A 17,135-nucleotide genomic window follows, 5' to 3' on the forward strand; every position below is an offset into this window, starting at 1 on the left:
CTTGGGTGAGATTCCAGTCGAAAGCATCAATAGTAGATGATAAGTCTTTGTTCTCTCCTCTGTTCGTTGTGCTTAACAATAATTAAAATTCTCTCAATCCTTGATAGGAGAGACATTTTCTGCTATGGACGGTCTTAGTCAGGGTCAGACCGGTGATTTTTCTTTACAAAAGTTTATCAATTGTCCCTCCAGAAGCCGATTTCCCCCTTTTCTCCCCCACCAGACCATATAGAAAATTCAATAGATAGATTCTCAAAAAACAATCAAACAATTCTGTAAAATTGAGGCCATGACCTGATCTTCTCGCGCTTTTGCTGACACCGGAGCATTCAATGACTCTAGCAAAATCAATGGTTTCTATAGATTTTGGCCTTGGCTCTAGGAGGAACGTGCTATCCCTACTACATAAATTAATCCCAGTCAAAACCGTTCATATATGCCTTGTGATCGGTTTACTGACCATCCTGTTAACCGCCTGTGGCGATCGCTTGACGGCTACCAATCTCCCCACTTCGGAAACCTCTAATCTTCCCGTCGTCCAAGGCCGCATTTCTGAGGTTGCCCCCCCGGCCCTAATTCAGGAACTGCGCCCCAGTTTAGATCGTTACGCTCCCCAAGTAACGATTCTCAGTCCTCTGGCCGAACAAGTTTTCGATGACCCTCAGGTGACAGTTAAACTACAAGTGTCCGATCTGCCAATTTTCCAAGACGACACCCTGAAATTAGGACCCCACTTGAGCCTAATTGTCGATAATGAACCAGCAGCGGCTATCTACGACCTCAAGCAACCGATTATCCTAGAAAATCTTGCCCCCGGTACTCACACCCTCCGCGTCTTGGCCCTGCGGCCTTGGCAGGAAAGTTTTAAAAATGATGGGGCCTTCGCTGAAACGACCTTTCATATTCTGACAAAAACAGGCAAAAATGCCCCTGATAACAACTTACCCCTATTAACCTACAGTAGTCCGCAAGGAATCTACGGTGCAGAACCGATCCTGCTCGATTTTTATCTGAGTAATGCTCCTCTACGTCTGTCCAATACTGCCAACGAGGATAATAATCTTCAAGATTGGCGCATTCGTGTCACTGTTAACGGTGAAAGTTTTCTGCTTGATACTTGGGAACCAATCTATCTCAAGGGTTTTGCCAAGGGCAATAACTGGGTACAACTAGAATTCATCGATGGTAAGGGAAATAAAATCGAAAACGAGTTTAATACCAGCGTGCGCGTGATTAGCTTTGATCCCTCTTACCAAGACGGCCTCAGTCAATTAGTCCGCAGCGATTTATCCCCTATAATTGCCCGTAGCATCGTTGATCCCAACTATCAAACTATTCCTAGTCTAGAGGAAGAAACCCCCGTTATTGAGCCAGAAACCCCTGTTATTGAGGAGGAAAAAACTCCCATAGTTGAGGAAGAAACCCCCGTTATTGAGCCAGAAACCCCTATAGTTGAGGAAACCCCTATAGTTGAGGAAACCCCTATAGTTGAGGAGGAAACTCCTGTTATTGAGCCAGAAACCCCAATAGTTGAGGAAACCCCTGTTATTGAGCCAGAAAGCCCTGTTATTGAGCCAGAAAGCCCTGTTATTGAGCCAGAAAGCCCAATAGTTGAGGAAAACCCTGTTATTGAGCCAGAAAGCCCAATAGTGGAAGAAAAACCAGTAGAGACAGAAACAATCGAAAAGGTCGAGGAAACCCCCGAAGCGATCGAATCTCCCCTAACCACCATACCGGAGACAAAAGAGATTAACGAACCGGCCCCTGGGGTTCAGCCTCCGGTAGAAATGGAACCTATTCCCGAACCCCAGAACAATAGCGAGCAAAAAATCACCATTTTTGATCGCATTCAACAAACCTTCAATCGCTTCCAGTTAGCCTCTCCCCCAGCAGAAAAAGATATCGAACTACCCACCCTCGATCCTCAATTATTCACCAATATCGATCGATCTTAAAGCCTAGCTTGATCCGGTTTTCAGGGGAAGTGGGGAGGTGGGGATTTTTCAGTGAGCAGTGAACAGTAAACAGTAATCAGTGAAAAGAAAGTTCCCAAGTTTGGTTCTATTGGAGTTAAGGTGATCAGCTTATCTTATCGAAAAAAGGGCATAAGCCTTATGTCCCTAGCATTAATAACCATTATGTAACACAGTGAACATTTTTCACCTGATGTCCAGAAGACACCGAAGTTTTCCCCTAACACTGTCTACTCAACACTGCAATCTGATAACTGATAACTGATAACTGATAACTGATAACTGAAATCCCCAACCGCTCGATCGAGAAATTATTAAACTAATATTTCGCAATATAGACAAAATTAGGAACTAGGTTATAATCTAGAACGTCTCTAGGTAATTTACTAACTTTTTGCTTGAGGTAATTGTGTTTAACAAAATTTCCCTTGTCGCTGGTTTTGCCGGTTTAGTTGCCCTAACTACCCTTGGCGCCGTACCCGCACAAGCAGAACCGCAAAATAACGAAATCCTGATCAGTCAACTGCGCGGCCATAACACCTACAGAGGTGAGCCGCAACTTAACCCCGGTGACTATGTACTAGGTCGCGTCCGGGGAACCGTGGGTGGAATTCTGTCCATCCAATTGATCAGACCTGTGACAGTGGATGGCAAAGAAATTTTCAGTGGCGACTTTGCCGACGGAACCACCGCTCGTATTGTTGGGGATGCCACGGGTGGCGACGATGTACTATTGCAAGTGGTAGATGGCAAGTTAATTTATGTGGGTAAAGCTCGTCCCTATTGGGTTTCCCGCTTGAAACTAAAATCGGAAACCGCTACCAGCAGCAATCGCTCACAACTTTTAAGAGAAGTTAACCAAAAAGAACCCGCTTGGGGACTTCCCGCTTTACCGCCGGAAACCAGAACCTTTACGGAAGTTGCTCCTCAAACCGCTCCCGATCCTAGTGTATCTCCTATCCGCGGACTTTGGTAGTGGGAAGACATCAGCAGAAAATCTCGGCTCTCTTGGATTTGGTGGGTAAAGTGTATTCTAAGATACATTCCTCCTAGCGAGGGGGTGGAACGAACCACAAAGACACAAAGGACACAAAGATTAATCGATCCTATGTAAGTTAAACTTATCACACAGAACCTAGAAGAGCCAAATCTCTTGTCTTGAGACTTAGAAGGGTGAAAACTTTCCTCACAATCTAACCAATTTGGACTAAATAAATCCCTCTTTTTCAGATAAAAGGGGGATTATTATTGCTCTCTTAGGTTTGGTGGGTAAAATGTATTCTAAGATACAGTCCTACTGGCGAGGGAGTGGAAGGAACCACTCCAGACACAGAGGACACAAAGATTGATCGCTTCTATAGTAAGTTAAACTGATCACACAAAGAATAAGAGAGCCATGACCGAATCCAGATAGGGAAATTTCCCGATATTCACTCCAGTTCAAAAGACTGATTATTAAATTTCAAAGTCCGACAATTCTCCGTCACCGTCCGCACCACATCATCGGGCGCACCATCGGGAATTTCGGCTTCAATCTCCAGTGTTACCTTAACCCTGGCCCCACTGAGTCGGGTGAGATGCTGGATGATCTCATTGGCGATCGCTGGAGCGTCTCGATTGATCCGCAGGGGATCGATCTCAACACTGCCGTAAAACCTCCGCAGAACCAGCTTTTTCTCAACCAGATCACCGGGAGTCTCTGTCACAGTTAATCCAACACCAGAGGGTAAAGATGGCGGACGATCGCGGTCACTAGAGATAACGGGATCAGTCTCGGCAGTGGTCGGGGGATTAGCTGGTTTCTCGGCCTCTAGCTGCCCCATGGCTACATCAGGCTTAACCAGAAGGCTGTGACTGCTGATACTCGGGTTAATATCCCGAAGGATGACAAGACCAGTATATCTTTGCTTCGCCTCGTCCCAGCCCTCTGCATAACCGAAGTTCTCCTGTACAAGCGTAGAACGAACCCCCTCCCGCACAGTTTGAAGTAGAACATCCTGGTTCTTGAGACGGGGCAAGTAAAGATACTGCGCTAGGTACTCCCACAGACGTTTCAGATCGATGTGGTTAGTTGAACGCCACAGGTATTTGTCGAGGGCGTCCATCCGCAGGTTGTCACCAGAGTAATGGGTAATCAGTTGCCCCTGATGAACCAGTTTGCGGCTGGCTCGATCGATAGGGGAATCATCCCCCTGAAGAGGGGTTTCAGTCCAGTGGATGCCTTTCTGGGGGTCGGGTTGCTCTGGAACCAGCAGCCACTTATAGGTTTGGTTGAGGATCAGGCTTACCTCCTTGTCGGCTTGATCGCGCTTAGTGATCGCCTGTTTATTCTGAGAAACATCGAGATTGAGGGTTTCCCGATCCGCCACAATCGAATTCCAGGCAAGATATCCGGCGACGTTCTTCTCTAAGTTTTCCAAGTTCGACTTGTCAGCGGCAACAAATACAAGCGTATTCTTGTAATAGCGGGGGCTACCCCCTCTCTGATTGAGAATTTCCGCCACTAAACGCCGAGCGGGGCTATCTTCGGCGGATTTGCTGTGGGGTTGCCCAGGACCGAGAACTACAAGCCGCACCCCCAGATGAGGATCATCGGGAATATCAGCAGTAGATTCTGGGGCAATATGAATCCCTCCAAACTCGCCCCGCTGCTGGTCGGCCTTCAAGCGCCGGACGATTTCTTCTGTCACTTTATACCGCTCCTCAAAGAGCAGGTTTGCCCGATCTTGGGCGGTGCGGGTGACGTTCGGCTGATTGGAAATCCAGTAGCGGTTGCCATCGATGTAGAGGTAGGTGGCCCGATCTGTTAGCCGCCGTAGGGCATCACCAAAAGTGGCTACAGTCTCCCCCGGCTGCACGCAACCGAGTTTGATCCTCTTATCTTCTAGTCCTCGGTTAGCAGCCCGAATCGTGGGGGCCGAGCCAAGGTAAATAGTGCGCGTAACCCGACGGCAAGCAGAATAGCGTCCCAGGTTGGAATTTTGGCGATCGATGTCGAGGGGCAGAGAATTGGGGCCATCCACATCCTTTTCGATGATCGGAACCCAATTATCATCTAAGTAGCGGGTTAACTCCGATTGAACCTGAGCATCATCCATCGGGACGTGGGCCGGCATGATCAGAAGGCTCTTATCGTCCCGCTCCCAAAGAGAATGGATGACCTTGGCCATGAGTCGCAAAACGCCCCTGGTGCGTTGGAATTTATCGAGGGTTGACCAGTCGGAGTAGAGGCGATCGAAAAATTCCGGGTGAATGGGATAGGCTTCCCGCAGGCGGCGCCTGTAGTCAGCCTCCAGGCATTCGCTAGGAAACTCCTGGCCCTGGGTGCGATACATCTCCGAGAAGGCTTTAATCACCGCATCCCGTGCGGTATATAGTTCCGGGTCAGTAGTGGTTTGAAAGAGACGGCGGCGGACGATCTCGAAACTCTCCTCGGCACTAGCGGGTCGCCAAGGGGATTGGATGCGCCCGATCGCATTTTTAAGGCGGTCTAGAGCCTCTGTGCCTCTCTCCCCGCCAATTTCGATGTCAGAGGAGGGGATGCTCACAGCCAAAAGCGTCTGCTGGGCATTTTTCGCCGACTCGCTCAGGGTTTGGGCAAATGTAAACTGGGTGTCAAAACTACCGCCGAGAATATCGTTCTTGTCGTGCAATTGCCTGGCATAGGCAACCCATTCGTCGATCAAGATCAAACAGGGTGAAAAACGATTAAACAATATTTTGAGTGCGTCTCCCGGATTAGTGGAAGTTTCATCGGCGTTGCGAACCAGAGCGTAGCCCTCAGCGCCGCCGAGTTGCCAAGCTATTTCTCCCCACAGGGTCTTGATTTCTGGGCGATTTTGCTTGTTGTGTTCCGGTTTATAGGGGGGGATGCCACTAGGCTGGACTTTAGTGCCGACCAGAACAGCAATGTTGACATTTTCGGGGGGTTTTTTAATGTTCAGAGCTTGGAAGATCGACTCCATACCGGGAAGATCTTCGATCGCCAAAGCATTGCACAGATGGTAGAGGGCCAGCATGGCGTGGGTTTTTCCGCCACCGAAGTTAGTTTGCAGTTCAATCACCGGCTCTCCGCCATTACCACTCAGACGCAGCAGGGCATTGGTGAGGAGTTGCTTGAGTCCTTCGGTGAGGTAGGTGCGGCGGAAAAATTCCGTCGGGTCGCGGTATTCGTCAGAGCCTTCATCGAGATAGACTTGCCAGAGGTCGGCGGCAAATTCGGCCTGTTGGAAGCGTCCAGAAGCCACATCGGGGTGGGGGGTGGCGATTTCCCGCCAGGGTTTCAATCCCGACATCGGTTGTCCTTCCGTAGGTGCGATCGCTTGGCGCCTTGTCTCTCGCCGGGCCTGTTCTTCAAAGCGAAGTCTGAGGATTTCTTGCTTCTGCTTCTCCACCTCTTGGGTGTCGGCGGAAACCGAACTCAGTAGGCGAGAGATGCTATCAAAAGCCCGGTAAGCATCGTCGAGGCTGAAAGCATCGTTATGGGCCCAGGCGTTGCGGACATCTCTTAGTTCACTGGCCAGAGAGCGATCGCTTCTGCCTAGGGTTTTCTTAAAAACTTCATTCCACTGCTCCCAGAGGACAATTAGCAGGGCCGAAACGTCTTCCTTGAGGACGGCATCACCTGTCCTGCGGATCGTGTAGCTCTCAGGGAGGCAACTTAAGGCCACGGCCACCCACTTCTGGCCGTAGCTTGCTTTCATTTCTCGTTCAATGAAGGGGTATAGTCCCTCTCTGAGGAAATCTAGGGCGCGTCCGACTCGTTCACGATTGCTGATTGCCATGGGATTTGATGAGGAGTTATTTTTATAATGCCTCAATTTGGGAGAGATAACCACAAAGGCACAAAGGTCACAAAGTTTGGGGAACCACAAAGGCACAAAGGTCACAAAGTTTGGGGAACCACAAAGGCACGGAGGTCAAAAAGATTAGGTAGATGGTGTCCATAGCTCAATGTTTTTAAACCAAGTTAAGTCTCTGTAATCGAGAGTCCAGATTAGGGCGTTAAATTTTTGAGCAATGACTACCACTGAAGCATCTTCTAGACTACCCTGCCAATTGGTCATTTGTATGACTAAATCAAATGTAGTCTGCATGGTTTCCATTTCAAGCGGCACGATTGTGGTCTCTTCTTTAATTATAGTTAATGCCTTTTGCGCTACTTGTGGACATTGTTCCCTAGCTACGAATTTATAAACCTCGAACAAGATGGGTAAAGGGGTTAAAACTTCGCCAAATTCCTGCGGTAGTTGTGCAAACCCCTTTATCGCTTCCTTGTGGTAATTATCTTGGCTCGATAACAGGGCAATAAGTGGCCCAGCATCAAGGACTAATCGTCTCATGTCAAATAATCTTCGTTAACGGAGGCATCTGGTGGGGCATTCTCGACAATTCCCGCTAGTTCTAGAAGTCTAGAGGTATCTTTGGGAATTAGTTTGATTTCTAGGGCTTCTTGAACTACACTTAACGGGGTTTCTTCGGGATGCTCTTTTAAGTAGTTATTGAGACGTTTTGCTAAGTTATCGGGAACTTCAATGGTTAGTTTCATGGGGGTTACTACTTGATTTTAAAACTCTGTGTTCTCTGTGTTTCTGTGGTTTAAATTCACCACAAAGGCACAAAGGTCACAAAGAAAAGGATAGTTGTTCGGGAGAGGGTTTATATTCGTTGGCTAGGCGGGTGATTTCTGGCCAAGAGGTGACGAGGCTATTGTAAGCTATGGCTTCTTGGGTCCAACCTTTTCTGTCACAGAGGCTATAAAGTCTATAGGCGAGTTCTTTGGCTAAATCGGCTTTGTTTCCTAATTTAGCCAAGAGTTCTGCGGCTCCGGTTTCGCCGTTTTTATCGAGGGTATGGATGAGGTGTTGGGTGATTTCCCAGACGGGTGTCCGCTCATCTTTTTCTGGCTTCCAATCGGTTTTGAGATCTTCACGCTTGAGTAGTCGCACTTTACCGGCTTTTGCTTCTAGTATGCCAGCTTCAACCATGCCCTGAATACTGGTGTTTTTGGCTTTGGAGAGGGTTTCTGCATTGCCATATAGTCCTTCGTTGAATTGGTACTGCTCGAACCAAGTCAGCGCCCAACGGGTATCACTATCAAATTCTCCTTCTTGTTCGGTGAGAAATTCGTCGAGAATCTGGTTAATCAGTTGCAGGGCGGTACGAACACCCATAGAAGTGCCGTTAGATTCGAGGATAGCGGCGTATTTGGAGTAGATTGCCATCCCGGGCCCAATACTGGCTTGGGCGAGGTCAACCGGGGCAATATTGCCCTGTTGCAGCAGTTTTAGGGCTTGGGGAAGGTCGCGCTTCAGTTCGTTGAGGAATTGGCGGCGGCTGGCTTTGGGCGCGTCGGCGGGGCGCGGGCGACACACGAGAACTATAGATGAGGCGAGGGCGTTGCTGTTTTGTCCACGCATCCTTCTTGCAAGCTCTGTCCGTATTGGCCATGTGCCATCGATCATGAAATTGGACTGCATTAAGCCTTCTAACATGGTTTCCCAGCCTGTTGAAGCTAGACCAAGCTGCTGTTCTTCTTGGTCGTCGCTATCTTCTTTACTTTCTGCCTGTTTAAAAGCGTAATAAACCGTCAAAGGATAGGCTGGATCAGATGACCTATATAGCTTGTTGAACGTTGCACCTAATCCTTGTTCAAAAAATAATTTTGCCCTTTCTTTACCACCATGCCGATAGGGATCAGCTACCAATTCCGATTTTTTAGGAACAAGTACGGTAGATAAGAGTTTTGGATACAGATACACTAAGGTACTTCGCAACCAAACATAGAGAAAGTCGGACAAATCAGAGTATGGTACAGCATCATAGTAGGGAGGATCTGTCGAAAAGAGGAAGGACGCATCAGGTTCCAATTGAGCAGCGTCAATTTGCAATACTTCTCCACTAGCATTCAAACAGTTGTTAGAATCTAAAATGTGATAAATAGTTTCAATACCGCCGAAAAAATTGCCACTAGATTCAGAAAATGGATTGCTTTCTGCAAAATCCCAGGTCATCGAAATGGCTTGCCTAGTAAAGGTGTTTCTTGCGTGTTCACGGTTATTGGCCCAAGTAGCAATAGTAGAATTGCGATCTGCAAGTTTATCCACTCCAAAAGCCAAATAAGTCGCCACCGCATCCGCATAAGCCGTCGCACCTATTCCCCCATCATTAAGAGGTAAATCATCATCGGGGATTCCTGCGGCCACTGCATCAGCTTTAATCTTTTCTCTGGCTTCACTTACTAAATCGCTAAAAGTAGTGAGGGCGACGAGTTGACGGGGAGTGAATAAATCGGCGTGTTTGGTCATGCCATAAATTACTGGAGTAACATGACGAGAATTAAATACCAATTCACTTTCTGGTTTCCATTCAGGCTGTGCTTTTTTAGCGATATATTCCTGTTCCTCATCAGGAGAAAGATAAACCCTTCCCCCTTGTCCTTCAGCGACAATAGCCATTAACTGAGCATCCATCCGGCCTGCCTTACCTTCCCTACGGATATGATCCAAGAGAACAGGAGTATTACAAGCGATACAAACTGCACCCTTGCGGTTTACCGTCCCATCTGGGGCCGTACCCTTACCCGTCTTCACCTCAAAGCGGATTTTGGGTGGCACCCCAGAGACACCAAAATCATCCCCCTTTGTGTCCTCTGTGCCTTTGTGGTTAAAATCCCCCTCAGTGCCTCTGTGGTTAAAATCCCCCACAAAAGGCTCAACCCAAGCCTCCTTACCCTTCTTCGTCGAAAGCTGAAAACTGCGAACCAGAGGCATCTGACAGCCACAGGCCGGATTAGGACACTTCACCGTCCTGGCCCAAAGCCAAGCAATCACCTTAGTGTCCTTTGTGCCTTTGTGGTTGGTTTCCACCATCGGATAAAGATAGCCAATCCTTTTAAAAGCCTCATCCCGCATCCACTGACCGTAATAGCGCACATCTGCGGCCAATCCCTGGGCCCCTTCCCAGGAAGAAATCTTTTGTTTTTGGCGAGAATCGGGATTAACCGGCGGTTTATCCTTAAACTTGGGCGGAATCTCGATCAAAGCCTTAGTAATCAACACCGCCACCGGATTGAGGTCACTACCGTGGGCCTGCAACCCCAAGCGCTGTGCTTCCAAAGGAATGGAACCACCACCACAAAACGGGTCATAAGCAGGGGGGGCATATTTAGCGATATAATCGCGTATAGCATCAGGTTTAGTGGGAGGTTCTTCCCCACGTTCCCAAGCTAAACAGCGCGCAATTTCTCGCTGTGCTTCTAGCAATACTGCTGAGTTAGGCTGGTTAATCTCATCCCAAGATACCAAACCTCTAACCACCTGCTTAATGTTGCCTTTTTTGTCCTTTTCAAGGTCAATCCTACCCAAAATATCAAACAATCGCTGCCGTTCCTGATTCTGTGCTTCTTCCGTGGGAAATTTCTCTGGCCAACTGGAAGGATCATCCACCAAAGAAGCCCATAAAACCGCCCGACAAGCCGCTAAAGGTCGCCTGGCCCACCAAAGATGTAGAGTAGAGGGATGACCATGGCGAATCGACTTTTCCCGCGCTGATTCGACGTTAATGGCTTCTAGGGGGAGGGCCACTTCAATGAGTTTTTTACGGTAGGTCATGGGAGATAAAAGAACCACAAAGGCACAAAGGACACAAAGATTGAGGAACCACAAAGGCACAAAGGACACAAAGATTAACTGTTGACAAGGCGTTTGATGCCTTGTTTGAGAACGGGAACGTTAAAATTAATCAGTAATCCTAGCCAAAGCCGGCGTAATTTGAGATAGGTTAACAACTGAGCCTCGTGAATGGGGGTAAGTTGTTCAACGGTTTTCAGTTCGACAATAACCAGATTTTCCACCAATAGATCGAGACGATAACCACAATCAAGTTTAACACCGCGATAAATCACTGATTGAGGAACTTGACGCTCCACCGCTATCCCTCTATCCAATAACTCGTACTCCAAACAGGCCTCATAGGCTGACTCCAATAGTCCTGGACCCAACTCCCGATGAACAGCGATCGCCGCCCCAATAATCTCCTTAGATAAATCATTAGCCCTCTCATCCATAACCTTAGTGTCCTTCGTGCCTTTGTGGTTAATCCCCTTAGTGTCCTTTGTGCCTTTGTGGTTAATCCCCTTAGTGTCCTTCGTGCCTTTGTGGTTAATCCCCTTCGTGTCCTTTGTGCCTTTGTGGTTCAATCATATCCCCCCTGTCCCATAACTCTCCCCAATCATAATTAACACTACACGCCCCAAAATCCGGTTCTCTCTGGAATGGCCGGCGCACATATCTGACCTGAACCTCCTCTGACGGAGAAACCGAAACCAAGGCCAGCAGAAAATCCTCTGGCTTGTTAAAGGATGCAAGGATCTCGTTCTTGGTGACAGTCACCGTCTCTGCTCCTTCTACTCTACCCTTGACTTCGATAAACCGTAAGCGGCCTGTTCCGGTTCTGCGCGATTCGATGTCATAGCCGCACTTCTCGGCGCTCACATCCCGCGGTTCATACCCCAAAGCTTTTTCGGCCGCCATGACTGCCGCCATTGCCAGCTGCTCGACGCGCTTTGTCTCCCGGGCAAACATTGGCTTCCCTAAAAGTCGCCCTAACAGGCCTCCCGGTACGATGAGGGCTGCCCCCACCACCACCGGCGGCGATGGGGATAAATGACGCTCCTGCTCCAATTCAGACAAGCGTTTTTGCAACCGCGTTTGTAGTTCATCGGCCCGCATCTGGGCTTTGTTGGAATTGATCCGCGCATTTGTCTTCCCCGCTTCTTCCTGTAGGCGCAACTGGGCCGCCCGATGGTCCCAGTAGTTGATCTCCTTGGTCAGGCGGTCTTTAACTGCTATAAGGGTCTTTTCAATTAACTCTTCCTTGCGCTGCCGTACCTCCTGAAGATGGGAAGAGACAAGGTTAGCGATCGCATAATTGCGGGCCTGGCTCTCAATCTCATTACCGATAGGGAGAGAATCAAGGATCGGCCCTAGGATCGCCCGCTCCTCCTCCTGCAAAGGACGATAATCTAGATAAGGGGCATACCCAGCATCCCTCTCTCCCTGTCTCTGTGGTGCAAACAGAGGAATTTCCACATACTGCATTCGCCGCGACACCACCCGCCGTCTGCCATCGGGATTTAGCCGAGCGTCTTGAATGGCGTGTTCTAAGTACACCAGCGCCCGAATTTCCTCGCTTGGATCACTGTCATCAACTAGGATAGCCCCCCGTCTGAGTAATTCCCGATGCCGTTCCAAGACAAGATCGATAGTGGCATCTAACAGGGGATGGCCGGGACAGACAAAGGTAGCAACGGGTTTACCCGGAACACTAATCAGGTCTTTGTCAAAACAGATGCGCTCATAGCGTTTGAGAATTGGCTCTCCTATCCCTAAAGAGCGGTCCCTGTTACGGATAACGGCGGGGACGTTGGTAATCTCGTATCGCTTTGGCTCTCGCTGGCGTAGGGTGCCGCCTAAGCGTTGGAAGGCTTCCAGGAAAAATGCGGCGATGAAGTGCGGCTGTAACCGTCTGGCTTCGGCTCGCTCCATATCTTCTCGAATTTTCTGAACTTTGGAAGCATCGATCGAATCCCGTGCTAGGGCGCGTTCTTCCAGCAATTCCCTTAGCCTCTCTTGATCGAGCTTTTCAGAGATGACCTCGTTTGAGTGTGCTTTTATATCTGGGTGATCGCCGTAACGGATGGCTTGGATGAGAAGTTCGCGCAATTCTTTTCCCGCAATGGCTTTACCTAATACGTCGAACACCCGTCCGCCTAAAGCTTTTTGTTCGGCTTCGAGTTTTTCGAGGAGCGTCCGATACACATCTCCCTCGCGGGTTTCGTGAGCCACCAAATTCCAGAGATGACAAACCTCGGTCTGTCCAATCCGGTGAATGCGACCGAATCGCTGTTCTAGGCGGTTTGGGTTCCAGGGTAGGTCATAATTGACCATGAGATGCGCTCGTTGCAGGTTGATCCCCTCTCCGGCGGCATCGGTGGCCAGAAGTACCTGTACTCCTACGTCTTGCTTGAAGCCTTCTTCGGCTTTTTTGCGGTCTTCCCGACCCATGCCACCGTGAATGGTGACAACAGTTTCTGGGTTGCCAAGGAGTGTACTGATCCGCTCTTTCAGGTAGTTGAGGGTGTCTCTGTGTTCGGTGAAGACGACTATTTTGCGGCGGTATCCTCCTGCATCGAACATCTCTGCTTCATCCTGCAGAAGATGGGAAAACTCTTCCCACTTACGGTCTTTTCCGCTCCGTCGAACGGTATTGGCTAGGTCTTCAAGCTTTTTCAGCAGGGCGATTTCAATCTGTAGTTCGGCAATGGTACGCGATGCTGTGGCCTGATCGACCACCTCCTCGACCGTGGCCTCCCGCTCGCTGCTATCGGTATCCTCAAAGTCGTCATCGATGTCGTCTTGGTCAAGGACGGTAGCAAATTCTATCTCCAGCGACTGGCCTCGCTTGAGCAGTTCTTCTTCTCGGAGTCGCTTTTGCAGCCGTTCTCGTCGTCGTTTCAAGGATTGATAGATGGCTTCCGGAGAGGAGGCGAGGCGGCGTTGCAAAATGGTGAGGGCAAAGCCGACTGTCCCCTTGCGCCCGTCGTTGGCCAGGGCTTCGGCTCGGTCAAATTCTTCGCGCACATACTCGGTGACTCGACTGTAGAGGATCGCTTCTTGGTCGGAGAGGGGGTAACTGACCGTGTGAGCGATTCTTTCGGGGAAAAGTGGCTTGCCGTCAAACTTGAGCAGTTCCTCTTTTACCAGACGGCGCATCAGGTCGGAAGTATCTGATACATGAACTCCGTCCCGGAATCGCCCCTCAAAGCGATCGCCATCGAGTAGGGCTAGGAATAACTGAAAGTCTTCTTCTTTGCCGTTGTGGGGAGTAGCGGTCATCAGCAGGAAGTGGCGGGTAACACTAGAGAGGAGTTTGCCCAATTTGTAACGCTTTGTTTCCCTGATTTCCCCACCAAAGAAAGAAGCGGACATCTTGTGGGCCTCATCGCAGATGACCAGATCCCAATCAGTCTGCTGGAGTTTCTTCTGGAGGTCGTCATTACGGCTGAGTTGATCAAGTCTGGCAATGACCAGACCCATTTCGGCGAGCGCGTTGCCGGTGCGGGCCGTTTCGAGGCGGTCATTGGTGAGGATATCGAAGGGAAGGTGAAATTTGTTATGTAGTTCATCTTGCCATTGCACTGCGAGGCTGCCTGGACAGACGATTAAGCAGCGCGCTAAGTCACCTCGAATTAGGAGTTCTCGAATTAACAATCCCGCCATGATGGTTTTCCCGGCCCCGGGGTCATCGGCCAACAAAAAGCGCAGGGGTTGGCGATCGAGCATCTCACCGTAAACAGCAGTGATTTGATGAGGGAGTGGTTCCACCAGAGAGGTATGGACGGCTAGAAGCGGGTCAAACAGGTAGGCCAACCGGATGCGATGGGCTTCGGAAACTAGGCGCAGCAAAGCTCCGTCGCCATCGAAACCCCACGGTCTTCCTTCGGTGAGAATCTCTAGGGTTGGCTCTCGGTATCGAAAGAGCAGTTCTGTGTAGGGTTGTCCGTTGGTATCTTTGTAGGTCAGTTCTACCGCGTCGCTGCCATGCCACTTGGCCTCGATGACGGTAATGCTTTGATTGGGCAGAATGCCGTTAACAATAGAGCCGCTCGTTAGTTCCTCAAGTTTAGTCATGATCGCCTAAAGACCGATGTCTAGGAATAATTGCATTTCAGCCCATATCCTCGTCAAAACATCGGTAAGGGCATGATCGCTATCTAATTCGATTAACTGTACCCAAGGACGAGAAAAAGCATAATAGCGACTATTTTCTGGGGGAATCACCTCATCGTCACTGCCATGAATAATTAGGGTGGGGAGCTGCCTGATTAACTTTTCTTGGGGATAATTGGCTAAGTCCTCGATCAACTTGTAATCAATTGGCAGATAACGGCGATAACCGTAGTGATAAACCGATAAACTCCCAGATTTTTGCCAATTGGCTAGGGTTTCCGCTTCCAATTGTCCCAACCAAATCGGCCCGAAATTAAAAGCGGGAGCTAATAAAACGAGCCTTTGCACCTGAAAATAAGTTTCTGCCAGCCAAGCTGCCGTTAAACCGCCAAAACTGGAACCAATCAGAGTAACAGGAAGCTGAGATTGTTCAATCAATTGGCCGACTTGAACAATCTGGCGAGTGAGAGTTAAGCTAGAAAAATCATCACCGTTAAGATCGGGAATTTCCATTGCTAAACCCCTCTTTTGCCAACAATGCCTCAAAAATTGCGCTTTTGTTGATTGGGGGCCAGAAGCGAAACCGTGTAGATAAATATATCTGTTTTCAAGAACCGCCATTCTAGAACCAATTAGATTTCTTCATCTTGCTCTTTGGTAGCACCAGGAGAAGAATTATAAATGGCATCCAACTGTTGACGAGCATCTTCCACAGTGAGAGAACGAATCACTAACAGAGGTTCATTAATCGGTTGTCCGGCCTCGTCCAAAAGTTCCGGATGGGAAGTCATGGGATAACCGTAGGGATTATAGGAATTAGCCGATTTAGCAGGACGTTTCTGGGAATCCATGCTGACAGTAATCAGACTCCGAATTAAATTATTAATGGTCAAAAAAGCGATAACCGTGAAGGCGAGAATATAGAGCAGATGTAACATTGGCCGAGTCTCCCATGAATTATGTGTGAATATTCCTAATTGCCAAAACTTTATGCTAAAAATTCGCTCAACTCTCTAGCTTACCAAAAAAGTTTCAGGTTAAGCGTCAGTTTGAGGAGATTGATATTCTCCCCAACCCTGTAATCGACGACGACGACTGCTGACACCCCAACACTCTGCCACCAGTTGGTGCCAAGGCAACAACATCTTGGCCTCGATACCCACCTGACCACCTGTGGTTTTAAAGAGTAAATAAGCCGTGGCCACCTCCTGTTGGGCATTTTTGACTCTTGCCAATAAATTGTTTTGTTCCTCGAGGCTGAGAAAGGATAATCTCTCGGATTCGAGGAGGAGACAGGAACGGGAAAACCAATAGGTGAAATCCTCTAGTAGAGGTTCTAAGATAGTTTTCAGGAGTTCGTTTTCGGCGGGTTGCGAAGGGAACATTATTTTTATAATGACGATTTTGCTTACCTTAATCTTAGCGTCATTTATATTTCTTAACATTGTGACGGAAAAATTTTAAGATTTGCCCCGGCTGTAGGCGGCACTAAAGAAGTCCTGTTCACAACTAAGGGCATAACGATAGGATAAAGAGATATTTTCCGTCATCAAGGCGTATTTATCGGCTAATTCCTCTAACTGGCTTGCTAAAGCGGCGAATTCATCCCCACTATAACTATCAATCCAAGCTTGATAGGGATTCTCAGAAATCGGCTCTAAGGCTAATTGTTGACCCAGATAAGCATAAAGACGCATACAGGGACTCATCGCCACGGCAATCGCACCGATGTCACCCATCCAAGCGGTAGCGAGAAGAAAATCCCGATAGCGACGGGTGGCGTTAGCGGGCTGAACCTTTCTCAGGTCAACGCCCCACTGTAGAGCGTAATTTTCGTGTAATTCTAATGGGACTTAGGCATTTTCGGGCAGCAAAAAAGGCTCAAACCATTACGGGACAAAGGGTTAACCTCAATTTATGATTTTCCTTGATCTATCTGGGTTTCAGCGATTTTGGGCTTCTCGAAGTAAATCCCAAGCGGGGATTGGAGTTGAGGCTTTTATCGATTTGTTTTTTGTCTAAGTCCCACTAATTCCTTTAATACCCCTGCCGCTAACCGATGAAAGCTAGTAAATCCCTGCCAATCAGGAGCTTTAGCAGCGGCGATACTGTAAGCACGGGCGAAAGATTCCAGAAAAAAAGCATCCTGACCGACATAAAAAGCGAAACAGTCCCGTTTAAGCTCTCCTGTGGCGATACCTCGCACAAAAGGGTGTTCTAGACAAGCTTGTACTAGATCTTGATGGCTGTGCCAAAGTTGCTGACTAAGCATAGGAAAATACTAATTATAGCAATTCTTGGAGCTATGAGGTACAATAGAAAGCAAATAGACAAATAATAGAACTTACCAGCTTCCTATGAGACCCTATTCCGTAGATTTTCGCCAAAAAATTATCGATGTCTGGAAGAAAGAAAAAATTTCCATTCGAGG

General features: G+C 48.5%; 11 protein-coding genes and 2 pseudogenes. 2 read left to right on the forward strand and 11 right to left on the reverse strand.

Annotated features, from left to right (window positions below):
* Nucleotides 1-350: 350 nt before the first annotated feature.
* The gene (locus H6F92_RS24345; RefSeq protein ID WP_190359813.1) at nucleotides 351-1,955 is read left to right on the forward strand and encodes a hypothetical protein; all 1,605 of its coding nucleotides are present in this window, start codon (nucleotides 351-353) and stop codon (nucleotides 1,953-1,955) included.
* Nucleotides 1,956-2,382: 427 nt separating this feature from the next.
* Nucleotides 2,383-2,949 carry a hypothetical protein gene (locus tag H6F92_RS24350; RefSeq protein ID WP_190359814.1) on the forward strand — a complete coding sequence of 189 codons (567 nt, stop codon included), beginning with the start codon at nucleotides 2,383-2,385 and terminating at the stop codon, nucleotides 2,947-2,949.
* 454 nt (nucleotides 2,950-3,403) lie between these two features.
* Here H6F92_RS24350 and H6F92_RS24355 read toward each other — a convergent pair whose 3' ends face one another.
* From H6F92_RS24355 to H6F92_RS24405, 11 genes and pseudogenes are all read right to left on the reverse strand, one after another.
* Entirely contained in the window at nucleotides 3,404-6,757 is a 3,354-nt protein-coding gene (locus tag H6F92_RS24355) for a Swt1 family HEPN domain-containing protein (protein ID WP_190359815.1), read from the reverse strand.
* Nucleotides 6,758-6,901: 144 nt separating this feature from the next.
* Nucleotides 6,902-7,315, reverse strand: coding sequence for a type II toxin-antitoxin system VapC family toxin (locus tag H6F92_RS24360; RefSeq protein ID WP_103113078.1), 414 nt, complete (start codon nucleotides 7,313-7,315; stop codon nucleotides 6,902-6,904).
* Complete coding sequence (locus H6F92_RS24365; RefSeq protein ID WP_002754183.1) at nucleotides 7,312-7,521, reverse strand: hypothetical protein; 210 nt, start codon at nucleotides 7,519-7,521, stop codon at nucleotides 7,312-7,314. Before H6F92_RS24365 ends, H6F92_RS24360 begins: the two co-directional genes overlap by 4 nt.
* A 76-nt stretch (nucleotides 7,522-7,597) precedes the next feature.
* On the reverse strand, nucleotides 7,598-10,585 hold the full coding sequence (locus H6F92_RS24370) for a DUF1156 domain-containing protein (protein WP_190359816.1): 2,988 nt from the start codon (nucleotides 10,583-10,585) through the stop codon (nucleotides 7,598-7,600).
* A gap of 74 nt (nucleotides 10,586-10,659) precedes the next feature.
* On the reverse strand, nucleotides 10,660-11,040 hold the full coding sequence (locus H6F92_RS24375; protein ID WP_190359817.1) for a GxxExxY protein: 381 nt from the start codon (nucleotides 11,038-11,040) through the stop codon (nucleotides 10,660-10,662).
* A gap of 94 nt (nucleotides 11,041-11,134) precedes the next feature.
* Entirely contained in the window at nucleotides 11,135-14,665 is a 3,531-nt protein-coding gene (locus H6F92_RS24380; protein WP_190359818.1) for a helicase-related protein, read from the reverse strand.
* A 6-nt stretch (nucleotides 14,666-14,671) separates the two neighbouring features.
* On the reverse strand, nucleotides 14,672-15,325 hold the full coding sequence (locus H6F92_RS24385; RefSeq protein ID WP_190359819.1) for a YqiA/YcfP family alpha/beta fold hydrolase: 654 nt from the start codon (nucleotides 15,323-15,325) through the stop codon (nucleotides 14,672-14,674).
* A gap of 11 nt (nucleotides 15,326-15,336) precedes the next feature.
* Entirely contained in the window at nucleotides 15,337-15,642 is a 306-nt protein-coding gene (locus H6F92_RS24390) for a DUF2973 domain-containing protein (RefSeq protein ID WP_190359820.1), read from the reverse strand.
* A 99-nt stretch (nucleotides 15,643-15,741) separates the two neighbouring features.
* Entirely contained in the window at nucleotides 15,742-16,149 is a 408-nt protein-coding gene (locus H6F92_RS24395) for a DUF2605 domain-containing protein (protein ID WP_190359821.1), read from the reverse strand.
* Nucleotides 16,150-16,164: 15 nt separating this feature from the next.
* Nucleotides 16,165-16,551: pseudogene (locus H6F92_RS24400) on the reverse strand (thiaminase II/PqqC family protein); the annotation flags it as partial.
* A gap of 185 nt (nucleotides 16,552-16,736) precedes the next feature.
* Nucleotides 16,737-16,976 (reverse strand): annotated as a pseudogene (locus H6F92_RS24405) (thiaminase II/PqqC family protein); the annotation flags it as partial.
* Nucleotides 16,977-17,135: the final 159 nt, after the last annotated feature.

The sequence above is a fragment of the Microcystis wesenbergii FACHB-1317 genome (genome assembly GCF_014696875.1).
In the GTDB taxonomy this organism is placed as follows: domain Bacteria; phylum Cyanobacteriota; class Cyanobacteriia; order Cyanobacteriales; family Microcystaceae; genus Microcystis; species Microcystis wesenbergii_A.

Excerpts from the sequence above, each read along its gene's own strand:
- H6F92_RS24370 (WP_190359816.1), bottom strand. The coding sequence starts at position 10,585 with ATGACCTACCGTAAAAAACTCATTGAAGTGGCCCTCCCCCTAGAAGCC.
- H6F92_RS24360 (WP_103113078.1), bottom strand. The coding sequence starts at position 7,315 with ATGAGACGATTAGTCCTTGATGCTGGGCCACTTATTGCCCTGTTATCG.
- H6F92_RS24365 (WP_002754183.1), bottom strand. The coding sequence starts at position 7,521 with ATGAAACTAACCATTGAAGTTCCCGATAACTTAGCAAAACGTCTCAAT.
- H6F92_RS24345 (WP_190359813.1), top strand. The coding sequence starts at position 351 with ATGGTTTCTATAGATTTTGGCCTTGGCTCTAGGAGGAACGTGCTATCC.
- H6F92_RS24385 (WP_190359819.1), bottom strand. The coding sequence starts at position 15,325 with ATGGCGGTTCTTGAAAACAGATATATTTATCTACACGGTTTCGCTTCT.
- H6F92_RS24375 (WP_190359817.1), bottom strand. The coding sequence starts at position 11,040 with ATGGATGAGAGGGCTAATGATTTATCTAAGGAGATTATTGGGGCGGCG.
- H6F92_RS24395 (WP_190359821.1), bottom strand. The coding sequence starts at position 16,149 with ATGTTAAGAAATATAAATGACGCTAAGATTAAGGTAAGCAAAATCGTC.
- H6F92_RS24390 (WP_190359820.1), bottom strand. The coding sequence starts at position 15,642 with ATGTTACATCTGCTCTATATTCTCGCCTTCACGGTTATCGCTTTTTTG.
- H6F92_RS24355 (WP_190359815.1), bottom strand. The coding sequence starts at position 6,757 with ATGGCAATCAGCAATCGTGAACGAGTCGGACGCGCCCTAGATTTCCTC.
- H6F92_RS24380 (WP_190359818.1), bottom strand. The coding sequence starts at position 14,665 with ATGACTAAACTTGAGGAACTAACGAGCGGCTCTATTGTTAACGGCATT.